The 16,177-nt window shown below is 73.0% G+C and carries 16 protein-coding genes; 5 read left to right on the plus strand and 11 right to left on the minus strand.

What is annotated here, in order from left to right; all coding sequences use genetic code 11:
* Nucleotides 1–213: 213 nt before the first annotated feature.
* Both IF30_RS0127430 and IF30_RS0127435 read left to right on the plus strand, forming a co-directional pair.
* The gene (locus IF30_RS0127430; RefSeq protein ID WP_051711311.1) at nucleotides 214–1,161 is read left to right on the plus strand and encodes a terpene synthase family protein; all 948 of its coding nucleotides are present in this window, start codon (nucleotides 214–216) and stop codon (nucleotides 1,159–1,161) included.
* Between the two features lie 429 nt (nucleotides 1,162–1,590).
* Complete coding sequence (locus IF30_RS0127435; RefSeq protein WP_030243390.1) at nucleotides 1,591–1,914, plus strand: hypothetical protein; 324 nt, start codon at nucleotides 1,591–1,593, stop codon at nucleotides 1,912–1,914.
* Between the two features lie 18 nt (nucleotides 1,915–1,932).
* Here the strand turns inward: IF30_RS0127435 and IF30_RS0127440 are convergent, their stop codons facing one another.
* Nucleotides 1,933–3,153: a serine hydrolase domain-containing protein gene (locus IF30_RS0127440; protein ID WP_030243392.1), complete on the minus strand. Its 1,221-nt coding sequence runs from the start codon at nucleotides 3,151–3,153 to the stop codon at nucleotides 1,933–1,935.
* Nucleotides 3,154–3,259: 106 nt separating this feature from the next.
* Here IF30_RS0127440 and IF30_RS0127445 point away from each other — a divergent pair, with 106 nt between their 5' ends.
* The 3 genes from IF30_RS0127445 (at nucleotide 3,260) to IF30_RS0127455 (ending at nucleotide 6,811) form a co-directional block, all read left to right on the plus strand.
* Nucleotides 3,260–3,778: an NUDIX hydrolase gene (locus IF30_RS0127445; protein ID WP_030243393.1), complete on the plus strand. Its 519-nt coding sequence runs from the start codon at nucleotides 3,260–3,262 to the stop codon at nucleotides 3,776–3,778.
* A 194-nt stretch (nucleotides 3,779–3,972) separates the two neighbouring features.
* Nucleotides 3,973–4,716 carry a TetR/AcrR family transcriptional regulator gene (locus IF30_RS0127450; protein WP_030243395.1) on the plus strand — a complete coding sequence of 248 codons (744 nt, stop codon included), beginning with the start codon at nucleotides 3,973–3,975 and terminating at the stop codon, nucleotides 4,714–4,716.
* A gap of 247 nt (nucleotides 4,717–4,963) precedes the next feature.
* Nucleotides 4,964–6,811, plus strand: a complete 1,848-nt coding sequence (locus tag IF30_RS0127455) for a hypothetical protein (RefSeq protein WP_030243397.1) — start codon at nucleotides 4,964–4,966, stop codon at nucleotides 6,809–6,811.
* Between the two features lie 167 nt (nucleotides 6,812–6,978).
* Here the strand turns inward: IF30_RS0127455 and IF30_RS0127460 are convergent, their stop codons facing one another.
* The 10 genes from IF30_RS0127460 to IF30_RS0127505 all read right to left on the minus strand — a co-directional run bounded on the left by IF30_RS0127460 (nucleotide 6,979) and on the right by IF30_RS0127505 (nucleotide 16,134).
* Complete coding sequence (locus IF30_RS0127460; RefSeq protein WP_030243399.1) at nucleotides 6,979–7,689, minus strand: spermidine synthase; 711 nt, start codon at nucleotides 7,687–7,689, stop codon at nucleotides 6,979–6,981.
* Between the two features lie 149 nt (nucleotides 7,690–7,838).
* Entirely contained in the window at nucleotides 7,839–8,873 is a 1,035-nt protein-coding gene (locus IF30_RS0127465; RefSeq protein ID WP_030243400.1) for a YeiH family protein, read from the minus strand.
* A gap of 59 nt (nucleotides 8,874–8,932) precedes the next feature.
* Nucleotides 8,933–9,514: a cysteine dioxygenase family protein gene (locus IF30_RS0127470; protein WP_030243403.1), complete on the minus strand. Its 582-nt coding sequence runs from the start codon at nucleotides 9,512–9,514 to the stop codon at nucleotides 8,933–8,935.
* A 168-nt stretch (nucleotides 9,515–9,682) separates the two neighbouring features.
* Nucleotides 9,683–10,588, minus strand: coding sequence for a LysR family transcriptional regulator (locus IF30_RS0127475; protein WP_030243404.1), 906 nt, complete (start codon nucleotides 10,586–10,588; stop codon nucleotides 9,683–9,685).
* 118 nt (nucleotides 10,589–10,706) lie between these two features.
* The gene (locus IF30_RS0127480; protein ID WP_030243406.1) at nucleotides 10,707–11,576 is read right to left on the minus strand and encodes an amino acid ABC transporter permease; all 870 of its coding nucleotides are present in this window, start codon (nucleotides 11,574–11,576) and stop codon (nucleotides 10,707–10,709) included.
* A complete protein-coding gene (locus IF30_RS0127485; RefSeq protein ID WP_030243407.1) occupies nucleotides 11,573–12,217 on the minus strand; it encodes an amino acid ABC transporter permease in 645 nt (214 codons plus the stop codon). Before IF30_RS0127485 ends, IF30_RS0127480 begins: the two co-directional genes overlap by 4 nt.
* Before the next feature lie 12 nt (nucleotides 12,218–12,229).
* Complete coding sequence (locus IF30_RS0127490; RefSeq protein WP_037901397.1) at nucleotides 12,230–13,153, minus strand: glutamate ABC transporter substrate-binding protein; 924 nt, start codon at nucleotides 13,151–13,153, stop codon at nucleotides 12,230–12,232.
* Nucleotides 13,154–13,162: 9 nt separating this feature from the next.
* Nucleotides 13,163–13,882 (minus strand): amino acid ABC transporter ATP-binding protein, encoded by a 720-nt coding sequence (locus tag IF30_RS0127495; protein ID WP_030243411.1) that lies wholly within the window; start codon nucleotides 13,880–13,882, stop codon nucleotides 13,163–13,165.
* 56 nt (nucleotides 13,883–13,938) lie between these two features.
* A complete protein-coding gene (locus IF30_RS0127500; protein ID WP_030243413.1) occupies nucleotides 13,939–14,184 on the minus strand; it encodes a lipopolysaccharide assembly protein LapA domain-containing protein in 246 nt (81 codons plus the stop codon).
* Nucleotides 14,185–14,361: 177 nt separating this feature from the next.
* A complete protein-coding gene (locus tag IF30_RS0127505) occupies nucleotides 14,362–16,134 on the minus strand; it encodes an ABC transporter ATP-binding protein (protein ID WP_030243415.1) in 1,773 nt (590 codons plus the stop codon).
* Nucleotides 16,135–16,177: the final 43 nt, after the last annotated feature.

The raw sequence follows: 16,177 nt of genomic DNA on the forward strand, positions 1-16,177 counted from the left end.
TGGCTGGGACGGGCGGCGAGGGTTCGGACCGGTTGCCAAGGGCAATTGCCCTATATCTCTAACGTCCGATCATTACATCCGATACCCTACGGCCCTCGGGGCGCGGATGATCTTGCCTGACACACCCTCACCATCTTCGCACCGCCACGTCAACTCCCCCACGACCACTGCTCGAACACAAGCGCCCCCACCCTTCGCTGCACCGGGAGTCCGATGTCTGACGACAGCTCACTTCAGATTCCGTTCCCGCACCGCCGCAGTCCGCACGGCCCGTACGCCACCGCACTGCACCGCGACTGGCTGATCCGCCACCCCCTGCTCCCCGACGCCGACCACCCCGGCTACGCACACTGGGAAGTGGTGGACCTCGCCGCGCTGGGCTACCCTGACGCCGGCCCGGACGAACTCGCCCTGGCCGCCGACCTGATGGGCTTCTACTTCCTCTTCGACGACCAGTTCGACGGCCCGCTCGGCCGCAGCCCCTCCGAGGTCGCCCCGATCTGCGAGCGGCTGATCGCCGTGCTGCACGGTGCCCGCCCCGACCAGGACTCCGCCGTCGAGACGGCCTTCGCCGACCTGTGGAACCGCAGCGTGCACGGCATGCCCGCGCGCTGGCAGGCGCGCGCCGCGTACAACTGGGAGTACTACCTCGCCAGCCACCCGGCCGAGGCGGCCGGCCGGATCTCCACCCGCCCCCCGGACCGGGACGGCTACCTCGAACTCAGACGGGGAACCGCGGCGATGGAGACCATCTTCGACATGGTCGAGCGACTCGGCCAGTTCGAGGTGCCCGCCGCCGTCCTGCACCACCCGGTGCTGCGCCAACTCCGCCAGCTGGCGGCGGACATACCGTCACTCAGCAACGACGTGCAGTCCTACCCGCTGGAGGCGCCGCGGGGCGACGTCAACAACCTGGTCATGATCGTCCAGCGCGAGCGCCGCTGCTCTGCCGAAGAGGCCTGCGCGGCGGTCATCGCGGAGGCCCAGCTGATGGTCGAACGCTGCGCCGAACTGCACGGCCGGCTCCCCGACGTCTACCGCGAGTTGGGCCTGTCCAGGATCGAACGCGCGATCGCCCAGCGGTACGCGGACGGACTGGTCACCTGGCTGGCCGGCTACCTCAACTGGGAGGCCCGCACCGGCCGTTACCACGCGGTCTGACACCCGCCCCGGCCGACGGGCGCACCGACCGGGGCAGCCGGCCGGCGATGCCGCCACGCCCGCGAGGACGGCCGTGCCCGCGATACCGCCGCGCCCGCAGGGACGGCCGGACCAGGCACCCTCCGTACCGGCCGGACGCACGGACCCCAGCCGCGCCGGGCAACCGGCACGAGGGCGCCCCCCGGCCGGACGAGGACACCGTGGCGCACCACTTCCACGCCTTCGGCGGAGATGTGGGGCGGGAGACCGGATCCGGTCTCCCGCCCCACCGCCACTCCCCGCGGCGGGCATGCGGACAAATCGCCTGGTTCGTGATCCAAGCACATGAATCCCGCCATTTTCCCGACGCGCCGCCGACATGCCCGGACGACCCCCGCCAACGCCGTAGACAGGACTCCCCGAGCCCTCACCCGTCACCGGGAGTCCCGCATGACCATCGCCACCGCCAAGCTCAGCGACCCCGTCGTCCGCGACCTCGTCACCGCGATCAACGCGGGCGACCGCCAGTCCTTCGTCAGCCTGCTCGCCGACGGCGCGACCATGTCCGACGACGGCTCCGACCGGGATCCGGCCGAGTGGATCGACCGCGAGATCTTCACCGTCCACGGCCGGATGGACGTCCAGAGCGAGTCGGACGGCGGCCGGGCACTGGTCGCCAACTTCACCAACGACACCTGGGGCGAGATGCGCACCGTCTGGCGCTTCACCCTCGACGGCGGGAAGGTCAGCCGCTTCGAGACCGGCCAGGCGTGACGCCCCGCGGCGCCCGGCTCAGGACAGCCCCAGGCACTCCCGCACCGCGCGGATCAGGTTCCGCGAGCGGACGTCCCCGGTCACGCCCGGCTGCATGCCGTTGGTGACGTAGCCGAAGCCCAGGCCCAGCTCCGGGTCGGCGAAGCCCAGCGAACCGCCCCGCCCCGGGTGCCCGAAGCTCGCCGGGGAGGCCATCGGCGCGGTCGGGCCGTGCCGCCAGAAGCCCAGGCCGAAGGTGGAGTTGACGATCAGCACCCGGTCCGGGCCGCTCACCGCCGGCCCGACCGCGCGGGCCAGCACCTCGGGCCCGAGCAGCGGCGGCAGCAGCGCGCCCGAGCCGTCCTGGCGGTCGGCCGCGCCGATCAGCGCCGCGTAGAACCGGGCAAGCGACCGGGCGGTGCCGATGCCGCCGGCCCCGGGGATCTCGGCGGCCTGCACCGCCGGGTCGTTGAGGTCCACGGTGGTGCGCACCGAGGCGAAGGCCCGTGCGGTCAGCGAGGACGGATCCTGGTAGGCGTCCCGGACGGACTGCTTGGGCCGCAGCCGCAGCCCGCTCGGGCCGGTCCGGGCCGCCTCCGGGGCGGGCAGGTCGACCAGCTTGCCGACTCTCGGCGCGGCTCCGGCCGGCAGCCCGATCCACAGGTCGAGTCCGAGCGGCCGGGCGATCTCCTCGGCGAAGTACTGTCCGACCGTCCGACCGGTCACCCGCCGCACCACCTCGCCGACCGACCAGCCGAAGGTGTACGGGTGGTAGCCGTGCGCCGTCCCCGGCTCCCAGGCGGGCGCCTGCGCGGCAACGGCAGCAGCCGCACGCTCCCAGGTCAGCACGTCCTCCAGCCGCAGCGGCACGTCCAGCACGGGCACCCCGACCTCGTGCGAGAGCAGCCAGCGCACCGGCACCCCGCCCTTGCCGGCCGCGGCGAACTCCGGCCAGTACGAGGCCACCGGCGCGTCCAGGTCGAGCAGGCCGCGTTCGACGGCGAGCAGCGCGGTGGCCGCGGTCAGCCCCTTGGTGACCGAGCGCATTACCTGCGCGGTGTCCGCCGTCCACGCCACCGCGGGCGCGGGCCGCCCGCCGACCTCGGGCCGGGCGTCGCCGCCCCACAGGTCGACCACCTTGCGGCCGCGCACGTACAGCGCGAAGGCCGCGCCGAGTTCGCCGTACTCGGCGAAGTTCCGCGCGAAGGCCGCCCGGACGGGCTCGAACCCCTCGGCCGCCTCACCCCAGATCTCCACCACAGCCCGCCCCTGCCGCCCTCGACCGTCCTGACCGTCCTGGTTCACCCGCGTTCGAAAGTCGTGGAAATCCGTTCGAACCGAGCCCGGTAACCCTAACCTGTCCGTCATGACCGACCCCGCCGAAGAACTGCTGGACATCGTCGACGAGCACGACCGGGTGATCGGGACCGCCCTGCGCGGCGAGGTCTACCGGCGCGGCCTGACCCACCGCTGCGTCTTCGTCCTGGTCCGCGACCCGGCCGGACGGATCTTCGTCCACCGCCGCACCGACACCAAGCTGTTCGCCCCCGGCGCGTACGACATGTTCGTCGGCGGCGTGGTCGGCTCCGGCGAGAGCTACGCCGACGCCGCCGTCCGCGAGGCCGAGGAGGAGCTCGGCGTCCGGGGCATCACCCCGCGCCCGCTGTTCAAGTTCCTCTTCCGGGAGCCCGACGGCGGCCGGCTCACCTGGTGGTGCGACACGTACGAGGCCGACTGGGCGGGCCCGGTCGCGCCGCAGGAGTCCGAGGTCGCCTGGCACGCCTGGCTCACCCCCGAAGAACTCGCCGACCGCCTCACCCGGGACACCTTCGTCCCCGACGGCATCGAGGCCTACCGCCGCTACCTGGAGCTCCGGAGCGCGTAGGCCCCCGCCTCCGGACGCACCGACCCCGACGCCGTACGCCCCCGGACGCACGGGCCCGGACGCCGTAGGCCCCCGGAGCCCCGCCGGATAGGGTGGCGCGCATGCCCTCCCGCACGCCGCCCCCGACGGCCGACCGCGCAGCACGGACCTCCGCACCCGACCGGGCCGCGCCGGTCGAGCGGCCGCGCCGGCGGCTGAGCGTGGACGAACGACGGGAGCAGCTGATCGCCGTGGCGCTGGAGCTGTTCAGCCGGCGCCCGCCGGAGGAGGTGTCGATCGACGACATCGCCGCCGCCGCGGGCGCCTCCCGGCCGCTGGTGTACCACTACTTCCCCGGCAAGCAGGCGCTGTACGAGGAGTCGCTGCGGCGGGCCGGGCAGGAGCTGTCGGCCCGTTTCGAGGAGCCCATGGAGGGGCCGCTGTCGGAGCGGCTGTACCGGGTGATGGGCCGCTACCTGGACTTCGTGCAGAGCCACGGGCCGGGCTTCGCCGCGCTGCTGCGGGGCGGCTCGGTGGCGGCCAGCGCGGGTACGTCGGCCGTGATCGACGAGGTGCGCCGGGCGGCCCAGGAGCAGATCCTGGCCCATCTCGCGCTCCCGTCGTCCAGTCCCGGACTGCGGTTGACGGTCCGGGCGTGGATCGCCAACGCCGAGATCACCTCGCTGGAGTGGCTGGTCGAGCGCTCGGTGCCACTGGAGGAGCTGCAACTGCACCTGGTGCAGGAGTTCGTGGCGGCGCTCGTCCTGACCGCCGCCCGTGAGCCGGAGCTCGCCGCCGAGCTCGCCTCCTTCTTCGCCGACGAGCGCCCGCAGGGGCCGGCCGGGCGCCTGGTACGGGACCTCGCCGGGCTGTTCGCCGTTCCCGGGATGCTCGACGCGGTCACCGCGCTCGCCGCCGGGGGCCCGGACGAGCCCTCCCCGCAGGACGCCGGGCCCTGACCGCGGGAAGCCCGGCCCTCCCCTCAGGATGGCGAGCCGGCCCCGCGATGCGTCGCCCCCGCCCCGCAGGCCGCCGCCGAGGCCGCGTCGGCACGATCGCCCGAGTGATCATCGGGTGATCCTGCGGTTCGGTCAGGACAGTGGCCTCTGATAGGAATGGGCAGGGATCAGACGGCACGCCGCCGCGGCGGGCCCGGTCCCACTCGAACCACCGACGGCAGACGGAGCAGAGCGGGGGGCTCACCAGTTGACCCAGGACGTCCAGTTCAGTGCGCAGGCCAACCCCTTCGCGGCAGCCGAGCAGGTCTGCGCCACCCTCGGCACGCTCACCGACGCCCTCTTCGACGAGCACACCTCGCGCCACCCGGCGGCCTCGCTGAGCGCCCTGGACACGGCCGCGCACCCCGCCGCCGAGGCGCTGTTCGGCCTGCCGCTGGCCCCCAACGGGCCGGTGCACGCCACCCTCGACCGGCTCGGCACGGTGGTCACCGCCGGCACCGCCCGGCCGGGCACCGGCGCACCGCTCGCCGACCGGGTGATCGCCGCGCTCCAGGCCCGCTACGGCGGCGGGGCAGTGCGCGGTGCCATCGCCGACCGGGGCACCACCTCGGCCGCGCTGTTCCAGCTCCCGGTCACCGGCGAGTTCGCCGACGCCAAGCTGCGCCCGCCGTTCGCCCCGGCGCTGGCCGCCCTGGCGGCCGGGCAGCAGACCAGGCAGCCGGTCGAACTGCCCACCGGCGCGGGCACCGAGGTCCGGCTCGTCGTCCCGCCCGGCTTCCACCCGCTGACCTCCCCGGGCGGGCCCCCCGGGGCCACCGCCCGTACGGTGCCCCCGCTGCCCGCCGACGCGGATCGGACCGACGGCGCCGCCCCGGCCACCGTGGCGGCGGCCCGGGAGCTGACCGGCCACCTGGCCGAGGTCGCCGAGGAACTGTTCGGCGCCACCGGCCGCGAACCGCGCCGCGACTTCGCGGTGATCTCCGCAACCCTCACCGACCTGATCCACGACGCGGGCGTCGTGTACGCGGGCGTCTGCGCCCTGGAGCGGGACGGCCGTACGTCGGACGCCGCCCTCGTCGTCTCGCTCGCCCGGCACCCGCTGCCGATCACCGCGCTCGCCACCGAACTGGCCACCGTCCGGCGGCACGCCGAGGTGTGGACGGTCCTGCTGCCGGCCGGGCCGGCCGCCGTCCTGGTCGAGGGCCGGACCGTCCCGGTGCCCGGCCCGCTGGCCGCCGACGGGCAGCGGCGCTGGGTGGTCACCTCGGCTGTCCAGGCCTTCGTCCCGCTGCCGGACGGCCGGACGGTGCTGTGCGTGCAACTGTCGACGGCGCAGCCCGAGGACTGGGAGCTGTACACCGAGGCGTTCGCGGAGGTGCTGAAGAGCGTCCAGTTCGGCTGGGACGGCGAGTCCGCCCCGGCCATGGGCGCACCCGCTGCCGTACCGGTGGCCGAGCCCGCCCCGACGCCTCCGCCCTTCGCGCCGTCGTCCTCGTCCTCGCCCTCGCCCGCGCCCGTCGAGGAGGAGCCGTCGGACGAGTCGGAGGAAGTGCCGGTGCACCTGCGCGGCACGCCGGTGCGCGTACCTCCGGCGGACTTCAACCCCTTCGCGCCGGTCGTCGAGGCCCCCGCCGCCGAGGCCCCCGCCGAGGTCGCACCGACCGAGGAGTCGCCGCGCAAGGGCACGCCGGTCATGGTCCCACCGCCGGACTTCAACCCCTTCGCCATGACGGGCCTCGCGTCGACGCCGGCCGACGCGCCCACCGCCCAGCCCGCCGGGGCGGCCGTCGCCGACCCCTTCGGTACGACGGTCGCCGGCGAGCAGAAGAACGATCCGTTCGGCACCACCCTCGCGTCGCAGGGGCCGGGTGTCCCGCCTCCGCCCGCGGCCCCGCCGGTCGTCCCGGCTCGGGCCGTGGCGGAGAGTGCCGCGGAGAGTGCGGCCGAGCCGGAGGAGTCGCCGCGCAAGGGCACGCCGGTCATGGTCCCGCCGCCGGACTTCAACCCCTTCGCCATGACGGGCCTCCCGTCGACGCCGGCGGAGGAGCCGGAGGCCGCGACCGAGGCGCCGCCGGAGCACCGCCCCTTCGGCTGAGCCGCGGAGGCCCAGGAGGCCCAGGAGATCCAGGAAGCCACGGAGGCTGCCGAGCTGCGCGCGCGCTCAGCCATCACCCGCCACCGGCCACCGGCCCCAACCGCCCTGCGGAGAAACCGCGTTGGCCGGTCATCGCCAACCGCTCGGCAGACCGGCCGAAGCCGCCCTCAGCCCGCGCGCCGGGCCAGGTGCACCACGTCCGGCACTCCGCGCGGCACCGGGATCTCGTGCGTCACCACGTCCGAGAACCCCGCCGCCCGGAGTGCCTCCTCGAAGGCCGTCGACGGCTGTGCGCTCCATACCGCGAGCACCCCGCCCGCCTGCAGCCGGTGCCACAGCACCGCGAGGCCGTCCGCGCCGTACAGCCCGTTGTTGGAGTCGGTGACGGTCCAGTCCGGCCCGTTGTCGATGTCCAGGCACAGCGCGTCGTAGCGCTCGCCGTCCGCCGCCGCGAGGTACTCCAGCAGGTCGGTGTGGAGCACCGTGACCCGGTCGTCGTCGAGCGCGCCGCCCGAGAAGGCGCCGAGCGGGCCGTTGCGGTGCCAGTCGATGATCGCGGTCTCCCGCTCGACGATGGCGATCCGCCCCCAGCGCGGCTCGGCCACCGCGTACGCCAGCGAGAAGCCGACACCGAGTCCGCCGATCAGCACGGCCGGCCGCTCGACCCGGCGACCGTTGCGGTCCAGCTCGTCCAATGCCGCCTGGATCAGCAGCCGCTCCGAGCGTCCGTCGGCGGTGTCCATCAGGAAGCAGCCGTTGGCGATGATCTCGAAGTGCCGACCGCGCTGCCGTAGCACCACCTCGCCGAACGGTCCCTCCCGTCGGTCGAGCGTGACGACGGCCTCGGGGCCGTCCCGCTCGGGCAGTGCGGTGGTCATCCGTCCTCCTCGGCGACTCAGGGCGAACTCGGGTGAACTCGGGTGAACTGAGGCGACTCTTCGCTCCAGGCCCGTCCCGGTGCGGCCAGGAGACCGTCCCGGTGCGGACGAGTACCCGCCCGACAATAGCCGAGTCCGCCCCGCACCCGTCAGGTCGTGATCAGCACCCCCGCGTACGAGACGCCCGCGACGACCACCCAGGAGCCGAGCCCGAGCAGGGCGATCCGCCCGCCGGTCCGGACCATGGTCGGCAGGTGCACCGCGCTGCCGAGCCCGAACAGTGCGGCGGCCAGCAGCAGTTCCTGGGCGTCCCCGGCCAGGCCGAGCACCCGCTCCGGCAGCACCCCGGTGGTCCGCAGGACGATCATCGCGAGGAATCCGGCGACGAACAGCGGCACGATCGGCGGGCGGCTCCCGGCCTTCACCGAACTGCCGGCCGACACCGCACCGACGGTCCCGGCTCGGGCCGCGCCCGCACGAAGGTTCCGCCGCACCGCGACGGCCACCCCCGCGACCAGAGGCGCCAGCAGCACCACGCGCATCAGCTTGACCAGCACCGCCTCGCGCAACGCCCCGGCCCCGCCGGTCTGTGCGGTGGCAACCACCTGCCCGACGTCGTGCACGCTCGCGCCGACCCAGCGACCGAACTCCACCTCGCCGAGCCCGAGCGGCTGCTGGAGCAGCGGCAGGACGGCGATCGCCAGCGTCCCGCACAGGGTGACCAGCGCGACCGAGGCCGCGACGTCCTCCTCCTCGCTGCCGGCCGCCTGGCTGACCGCACCGATCGCCGACGCCCCGCAGATCGAGTAGCCGGTGGCGACCAGCAGCGGCTGATCCCCGGGCAGGCCGAGCCGCCGCCCCAGCCAGAGCGTGCCCGTGAAGGTGGCCGCGACCACGGCGAGCACCATGGCGACGGTGGCCCAGCCGAGACCGATCACGTCGCCCAGGCTGAGTTTGAGGCCGAGCAGCACGATCCCGAGCCGCATCAGCCGCTTCCCGGCCGTGGACAGCCCCGGCCGGGCGACGCCGCGGACCACCGGGCGCAGCCCCGGCAGGTGGGCGGCCGCCATGCCCAGCACGACGGCGGCGGTGAGCTTGGGCACGGCCGGTACGGTCGCGTGGACGGCGATCGCGGCGGCCACCCCGAGGGCCGCGAGCAGCAGCCCGGGGGCGTCGCCGCCCATCGGGGGCAGCGAGCGGGTACGGGCAGCGCGCTGCCGGAGGGTCAGTGCCACGCCGCCGCTCACTGCTCCCGGTCGGCGGGCAGCCGGTAGACCCGCCGGATGCTGGTGCCGAGGCGCGAGACGTCCGCGCCGTACACGTGGATGGAGATGGCCGTGGTGCTGCAGGCGTTGCGCACCAGGTGGATGTCGCCGGGCGGGGCGAAGGCGGCGACGGTGCCGGCCGGGCCGGTCACGTGCTCGGTCTCGACCAGCCGGGCGGTGCGTCCCTCGGACACCAGCCGGTAGCGGGTCTCGCTCTCCTGGCCCCGGTGGACGCCGGCCACGCACCAGGAGACGTGGTCGTGGATCGGGGTCCGCTGTCCGGGCAGCCAGACCAGGGCGACGACGGAGAAGCTGCCGTCCTCCTCGGCGTGCAGGACGTGCTGGCGGTAGTGCTGCGGGTCGCCTTCGCACTGGGCGGGGGTGAGCAGTGCGTCGGGCCCGTCCTGGTCCGCGAGCAGGTGCGGGGCGAGCCGCTCGCCGACCAGGTAGGCGGTGAGTTCGGGGGGCAGTCCGCGGTCAACGACGGTGCGGATCTCACTGATCAGCGCGGTCATCCGCTCGGTGAGCCGGTCTCTGCCGACCGTGGCTGAGGGTGTCATGCCAGCAGGTTCGGGCCTACCGACCTATCACGTCCAAGGAGGGTTCGTAAGCGACCTCCCCACTGGCTCTTATACATCACCCCACCCGCCATCCTCGTACGCCGGCCCTGCGCACCGGCACCCGCATCGACACCCGTGCATCAGCACTTGCGCATCAGCAGCTGGGCCTCAGCACCCGACCCGGCTCGCCGCCGCCTGCCGCAGGTGGTCCAGCACCAGCCCGGTGGCCGGGATCCCGCGGTGCTCCCGCAGCACGTACGCGCTCACCTGCCGCCGAAGGTGCGGTTCGACGGCTCGCCCCGTGACCTTGCGGTGGCACATGAAGGAGAGCACCAGCGCGGGCATCAGCGCGATCCCGACCCCGGCGGCGACGAGGGACTGGACGGCGAGGTTGTCGTCCGTCGAGAAGACGATGTCCGGCGCGAACCCCTCCTCCGCGCAGACGTGCAGCAGGTTGGCCCGGCATCGCGGGCACCCGGCGATCCAGCGTTCGCCGTCGAGGTCGGCGAGCCGTACGGCGTGCCGGCGGCCGAGCGGGTGCCCGACCGGCAGCAGCACCGTGAGCAGGTCCTCCATCAGCGGGATCTCGTCCAGTCCGTCGGGCACCTCGGTGGCCGCCCCGGGGTAGCGGAAGGCCAGCGCGATGTCGCACTCCCCGCGCAGCAGCCGTTGGACGGAGTCCGGCGGCTCGGCTTCCAGCAGTTCGACGCGCACGCCGGGGTGCTCGGCGAGCAGCCGCGCCATCGCCTCGGGTATCAGGGTGGCGTTGGCGCTGGGGAAGGCGCAGACCCGCACCCGTCCGGCGCGCAGCCGGCCGAGCGCGGCGAGCTGCTGCTGGGCGGCGGACATGCTGTCGAGGATCAGTCCGGCGTGCCGGGAGAGCGCCTCGCCCGCCTCGGTGAGCCGCAGTCCGCGTCCGGCGCGGGTGAACAGCGGGACGCCGACGGTGCGTTCGAGGGCCTTCATCTGCTGGGTGATGGCGGGCTGGGTGTAGCCGAGTTCCCGGGCCGCGGCCGAGTAGGAACCGGCCCGGACGACTTCGTGGAATGTCCTGATGTGCCGCGAGTCGAACACCGGCTCCATGGCCCCTCCCACCCGGTCGTCGTCCTCCAGCTCCGTAATCATAAGAGGAATTTGGAGGTACCGGTCCCAGCCCCATCCGCACCTATGGTTCAGTGCCGAACCAGGCTTCTCACTGCTGGGCCGACGGCGGCAGCCCCATCGCCACCTCGGCCTTCGCGACCGGCGCTCCGCCCCGCACGCTCGGGCTTCGCCGGCTGCGCCGCTCGACGAACCGGGCGAGCCAGGAGAGCAGCAGACACATGCCGATGTAGATCGGCGCGATCACCATCACCACCGGGATGAACGGCAGGTCGTAGTCCAGGTTGGTGGCGATCAGCTTGCCCGCGTGCAGGAACTCCTCGTAGGTGATCAGGAAGCCCAGCGAGGTGTCCTTGAGCGCGACCACCAGCTGGCTGATGATGGCCGGCAGCATCGCCCGGTTGGCCTGCGGCACCAGGACGTACGTCATCACCTGGGTCTTGCGCATGCCCAGCGCGTACGCCGCCTCCCGCTGGCCCTTGGGCACCGCGAGCACACCGGCCCGGAACACCTCGGCCAGCACCGAGCCGTTGTAGAGCACGAGCCCGGCCACGAGCGCCCAGAGCGGCTGCACCTTGAGGGCGACGAACACGAAGAAGATCATCACCAGCAGCGGCATGGCCCGGAAGAACTCCACCACCAGCGTGGCGAACCAGCGGACCACCCGGTGGTCGGACAGCCGCCCGGCCGCGAACAGCGCGCCGAAGGGCAGTGCGAACAGCACCGTCCAGCCGAAGGCCTTCAGGGTGTTGCCGAGCCCGCGCAGCAGCAGGTCCTGCACGCCCCGGTACTCGAAGGGCTCCCACTTGGCGGACGTGAACTGGTGGGTGTGGAACAGCATGTAGACGACCCAGGCGACCGCCCCCGCGATCAGCAGCAGTGCGATCCCGCCGTACAGCCGGTGGCGGGCGAGCGCCTTGGGGCCGGGGATGTCGTACAGCGCCGAGGATCCAACGGTCATCGGGACACCGCCACTCGTCGTTCCAGCAGGTTGAAGACGGCGCTGATGGCCAGGGTGATGATCAGGTAGCCGACGGCGATCCAGACGAAGGTCCAGATGATGCTGTAGCCCAGTTCGTTGATGGTCCGGTAGGTGCCCAGCAGTTCGGTGACGCTGAAGGAGCCGGCGATCGCCGTGTTCTTCGCCAGCGCGATCATCACACTGCCGATCGGTGCCACCACCGAGCGGTACGCCTGCGGCAGCACCACCAGGCTCATCGTCTGCCCGAAGCTCATGCCCAGGCTCCGGGCCGCCTCGCCCTGCCCGCTCGGCACGGTGTTGACGCCCGAGCGCATCGCCTCGCAGACGAACGCCGAGGTGTAGCAGCCGAGTGCGAGCACCGCGAAGGTGTAGAAGGGCAGGGTGATGTCGAACCGGGGCAGGCCCAGCACCACGATGAAGAACAGCAGGGTCAGCGGCGTGTTGCGCAGCACCGTCACCCACACCGTCCCGAACACCCGCAGCGGCCTGACGGGCGAGACCCGGAAGCTCGCGATCAGCACCCCCAGCACCAGCGACAGCACCGCGCTCACCGCGAAGAGCGAGAGCGTGCCGAGGAAGCCGTCCCAGTAGGTCGACCAGTTGTCGGTCAGCGTTTTCACGGCGCGGCCCTCTCAGTACCGGTTGATCTGCGGCGGATTCGGCGCCGGCTCCCCGGAGAGGCCGAGAGTCGCTTCGAAGGCCCTCTTCCAGTCGCCGTTCTGCTCGTGGTGCTCCAGCGCGTCGTTCAACGCCGAGCGCAGGGCGGTGTCGTTCTTCGGCACCCCGATCCCGTACGGCTCGGTGGAGAACAGCGGGCCGACCACCTTGAGTTCGTCCGGCACCTTGGCCGCGTAGCCGAGCAGGATCGCGTTGTCGGTGGTCACCGTGTCGACCTGGTCGGTGATCAGGTTGTCCACGCAGGCCGAGTAGGTGTCGTAGCCGATCAGCTTGGCCTTCGGGTACTGCGACTGGATGCGCTGGTACGGCGTGGAACCGGCCGCCGAGCAGACCTTCTTGCCGTTCAGGTCCTGCGGGCCGTGGATGGTGTTGTCGTTCTTACGCACCAGCAGCGACTGCCCGGCGACGAAGTAGGGCCCGGCGAAGCCGACCAGCTTCTTCCGGTTGTCGTTGATGGTGTACGTGCCGACGTAGTAGTCCACCTGGCCGTTCTGCAGCGCGGTCTCGCGGTTGGCGGAGGCGATCGTCTTGAACTGGATCTTGTCCGGCGGGAAGCCGAGGGAGGCGCCGACCATCTTGGCGATCTCGATGTCGAAGCCGGAGTACTCGCCGCTGGCCGGGTTCTTCTGGCCCAGGTACGGCTGGTCCTCCTTGGCTCCGACCACCAGGTGGCCCCGGCTGCGGGCGGCGTCCAGGGTCGGCGAACCGGTGATCGAGGAGGCGTCCTGCACCTGGTAGCTGGGCAGCGCACTGGCCTGGGGGCCCTTGGGCGGCGGGGTGCCGGCCTTGCCGCAGCCCACCGCCAGTGCGGCCAGCAGTACGGCGGCGGCGAGCACCCGCTTCCCCGCCCGCGCGCCGGGCGTCGTCTCACGGTTCACTGCGCCGCCTCAGTGCTTCAGGATCTTGGACAGGAAGTCCCGGGCGCGCTCGCTCTCGGGAGCGCTGAAGAACTCCTCCGGCGCACGGTCCTCGACGATCCGGCCGTCGGCCATGAACACCACCCGGTTCGCGGAGGCCCGCGCGAAGCCCATCTCGTGGGTGACCACGACCATCGTCATGCCCTCGTGCGCGAGCTGGCGCATGACGTCCAGCACCTCGTTGATCATCTCGGGGTCGAGTGCCGAGGTCGGCTCGTCGAACAGCAGCGCCTTGGGGTCCATCGCCAGCGCACGGGCGATCGCGACCCGCTGCTGCTGCCCGCCGGAGAGCTGGGCCGGGTACTTGTCGGCCTGCGACGCGAGTCCCACCCGCTCCAGCAGCGCGCGGGACTTGGTGTCGGCCTCCGTCTTGGACCGGCCACGCACCTTGATCTGCGCGAGCGAGACGTTCTGCAGCACGGTCTTGTGCGCGAACAGGTTGAAGGACTGGAACACCATGCCGACCTCGGCGCGCAGCCGGGCGAGCCCCTTGCCCTCCTCGGGCAGCGGCTCGCCGTCGAGCAGGATCGTGCCGTTCTCGATCGGTTCCAGGCGGTTGATCGCCCGGCAGAGCGTGGACTTGCCGGAGCCGGACGGGCCGATGACCACGACCACCTCGCCGCGGCCCACCGTCAGTTCGATGTCCTGCAGCACATGCAGGTCCCCGAAGTGCTTGTTGACGCCGCGCATCTCGATGAGCGGCGCGAAGGCCGGGACGCCGCCCGTGGCCGGCCCGGGAGCCGTGGTCACCGGTCGCGCCGCCCCTTCATCAACCAGCCCAGCGCGGCACCGGCGACCAGCGTGGCCAGCAGAGCGATCCAGAGCGGCGCGGTGACGGTGAACACCCAGAACTGGATCTTCACCTTGTCGAGGTTGGCGAACAGGAACCACACGGCGAGGATGACGATGACGCCGATCCCGATGTAGCGCGTGGGGATCCCGCCGATCTCACCGCGCGAGGAGCGGGACGAGCTGTCTGAAATCTTGGTCACCGGAGCAGTCTGCGGGCCCGACTGCCGATTTGCCCGGATACGCGCCCTTCCGGGCCAGGGAGTAACCCGCACGGGGCAATCCGGCCCCGCGCGGGTTTAAAGGTGGTCACGGGACCTCCAGCCGCCCCACCGCCTCCTCCTTCTCCCGCGTCCCGCTGCCTCCCTCTCTTCCGCCCGCTACCCTTCGTCCCGCCAGGAGCGCCAGAGCGCCGCGTACGGGCCGCCGGCCGCGACCAGGTCCGGGTGGCTGCCGTACTCGCTGATCCGCCCGCCCTCGACCACCGCGATCACGTCCGCGTCGTGCGCGGTGTGCAGCCGGTGGGCGATGGCGATGACCGTCCGCCCCTCCAGTACCCGGGCGAGCGAGCGCTCCAGGTGCCGGGCCGCCCGCGGGTCGAGCAGCGAGGTGGCCTCGTCCAGCACCAGGGTGTGCGGATCGGCCAGGACCAGCCGGGCCAGGGCCAGCTGCTGGGCCTGCGGCGGGGTGAGCGAGGCGCCGCCCGAGCCGACCTCGGTGTCCAGCCCCTGGGGCAGGGCGTCCACCCAGGTGCCGGCGTCCACCGCGTCCAGCGCGGCCCGCAGCTGGGTGTCGTCGGCGTCGGGAGCGGCCAGTCGCAGATTGTCGCGCAGGGTGCCGACGAAGACGTGGTGCTCCTGGTTCACCAGCGCCACCTCGGCGCGCACCCGTTCGGCCGGCATCCGTGACAGCGCCGCCCCGCCCAGTGTCACGCTGCCGCGACCGGGGGCGTAGATCCCGGCCAGCAGCCGCCCGAGGGTGGACTTGCCCGCACCGGACGGCCCGACGAGGGCGACCCGGCTGCCCGGGGCGACGTCCAGGCTGATCCCGTGCAGGACGTCCGCGCCCTCCCGGTAGCCGAACCGGACCTCCCGGGCCTCGACCCGGCGGCCGTCCGGACGGGCGGACTCGTCCCCTTCGTGCTCCGGCACCTCGCGCACGCCGACCAGCCGGGCCAGCGACGCCTGTCCGATCTGCAGCTCGTCGTACCAGCGCAGGATCAGGTCCACCGGGCCGGCCAGCATCTGGGCGTACAGCACACCGGTGGTCAGCTGGCCGACGGTGATCCAGCCCCGGAGCGTGAACAACCCGCCGAACACCAGCGTCGCGAGCACCGCCGCGGTGTAGACGGCGTCGATGGTCGGGAACCAGACGGAGCGCAGCCACAGCGTGTACCGCTCCCAGGCCAGCCACTCGCCCAGCTTGCGGTCGGTCAACCGGACCCGTTCGTCGCCCAGCCGAAGCGCCTCGACCGTCCGCCCGGCGTCCACCGTCTCCGCCAGGACGGTGTTCACCGCGGCGTACCCGGCCGACTCGTTGCGGTAGGACTGCGGCGCGCGCCGGAAGTACCAGCGCGAGGTGGCCAGCAGCAGCGGCAGCCCGACCAGCGAGGTCAGCGCCAGCAGCGGCGAGGTGATCAGCAGGGCCCCGAGCACCAGCAGCAACGACACCACCGCGACGGCCAGCTCGGGCACCGCCTCGCGGACCGACTTGTCCAGCCGGTCGATGTCGGTGGTGCCGCGGGAGACCAGGTCCCCGGTGCCGGCCCGTTCCAGTACGCCGGTCGGCAGCGCGACCGAGCGGACCAGGAAGTCCTCGCGCAGGTCCGCCAGCACCCGCTCGCCGAGCACCGCGCCGCGCATCCGCGACCACCCGGTGAACGCGGCCTGCGCCACCAGCGCCAGCAGGTACCAGGCGATCGCCACCGCGATGGTGGACCCGGCCGTACCCGTCGCAAGTGACTCGACGAGGCGGCCGAGCACCCAGGGCCCCACCAGTCCGGCCAGCATGGCCACCGAGTGCAGCGCGACCACCGCGGAGAACCCGCCGCGGTGCCGCCGCCCGAGCAGGAGCAGGTACTCGCGCACGGCGGCCGGGGAGCCGACCGGGAGCGTCGCGGCCGGCCCCTGCTCCTCATGGACGGGGGGCTTCATTGCGTCCTCCTCGCTTCAACGGCACGACAGTTGACGGTCCGGT

This window comes from Streptomyces sp. NRRL S-350 (assembly GCF_000719705.1).
In the GTDB taxonomy this organism is placed as follows: domain Bacteria; phylum Actinomycetota; class Actinomycetes; order Streptomycetales; family Streptomycetaceae; genus Kitasatospora.

Excerpts from the sequence above, each read along its gene's own strand:
- IF30_RS0127445 (WP_030243393.1), top strand. The coding sequence starts at position 3,260 with ATGACCGACCCCGCCGAAGAACTGCTGGACATCGTCGACGAGCACGAC.
- IF30_RS0127465 (WP_030243400.1), bottom strand. The coding sequence starts at position 8,873 with ATGGGCGGCGACGCCCCCGGGCTGCTGCTCGCGGCCCTCGGGGTGGCC.
- IF30_RS0127495 (WP_030243411.1), bottom strand. The coding sequence starts at position 13,882 with ATGCGCGGCGTCAACAAGCACTTCGGGGACCTGCATGTGCTGCAGGAC.
- IF30_RS0127480 (WP_030243406.1), bottom strand. The coding sequence starts at position 11,576 with ATGACCGTTGGATCCTCGGCGCTGTACGACATCCCCGGCCCCAAGGCG.
- IF30_RS0127435 (WP_030243390.1), top strand. The coding sequence starts at position 1,591 with ATGACCATCGCCACCGCCAAGCTCAGCGACCCCGTCGTCCGCGACCTC.
- IF30_RS0127430 (WP_051711311.1), top strand. The coding sequence starts at position 214 with ATGTCTGACGACAGCTCACTTCAGATTCCGTTCCCGCACCGCCGCAGT.
- IF30_RS0127505 (WP_030243415.1), bottom strand. The coding sequence starts at position 16,134 with ATGAAGCCCCCCGTCCATGAGGAGCAGGGGCCGGCCGCGACGCTCCCG.
- IF30_RS0127470 (WP_030243403.1), bottom strand. The coding sequence starts at position 9,514 with ATGACACCCTCAGCCACGGTCGGCAGAGACCGGCTCACCGAGCGGATG.
- IF30_RS0127460 (WP_030243399.1), bottom strand. The coding sequence starts at position 7,689 with ATGACCACCGCACTGCCCGAGCGGGACGGCCCCGAGGCCGTCGTCACG.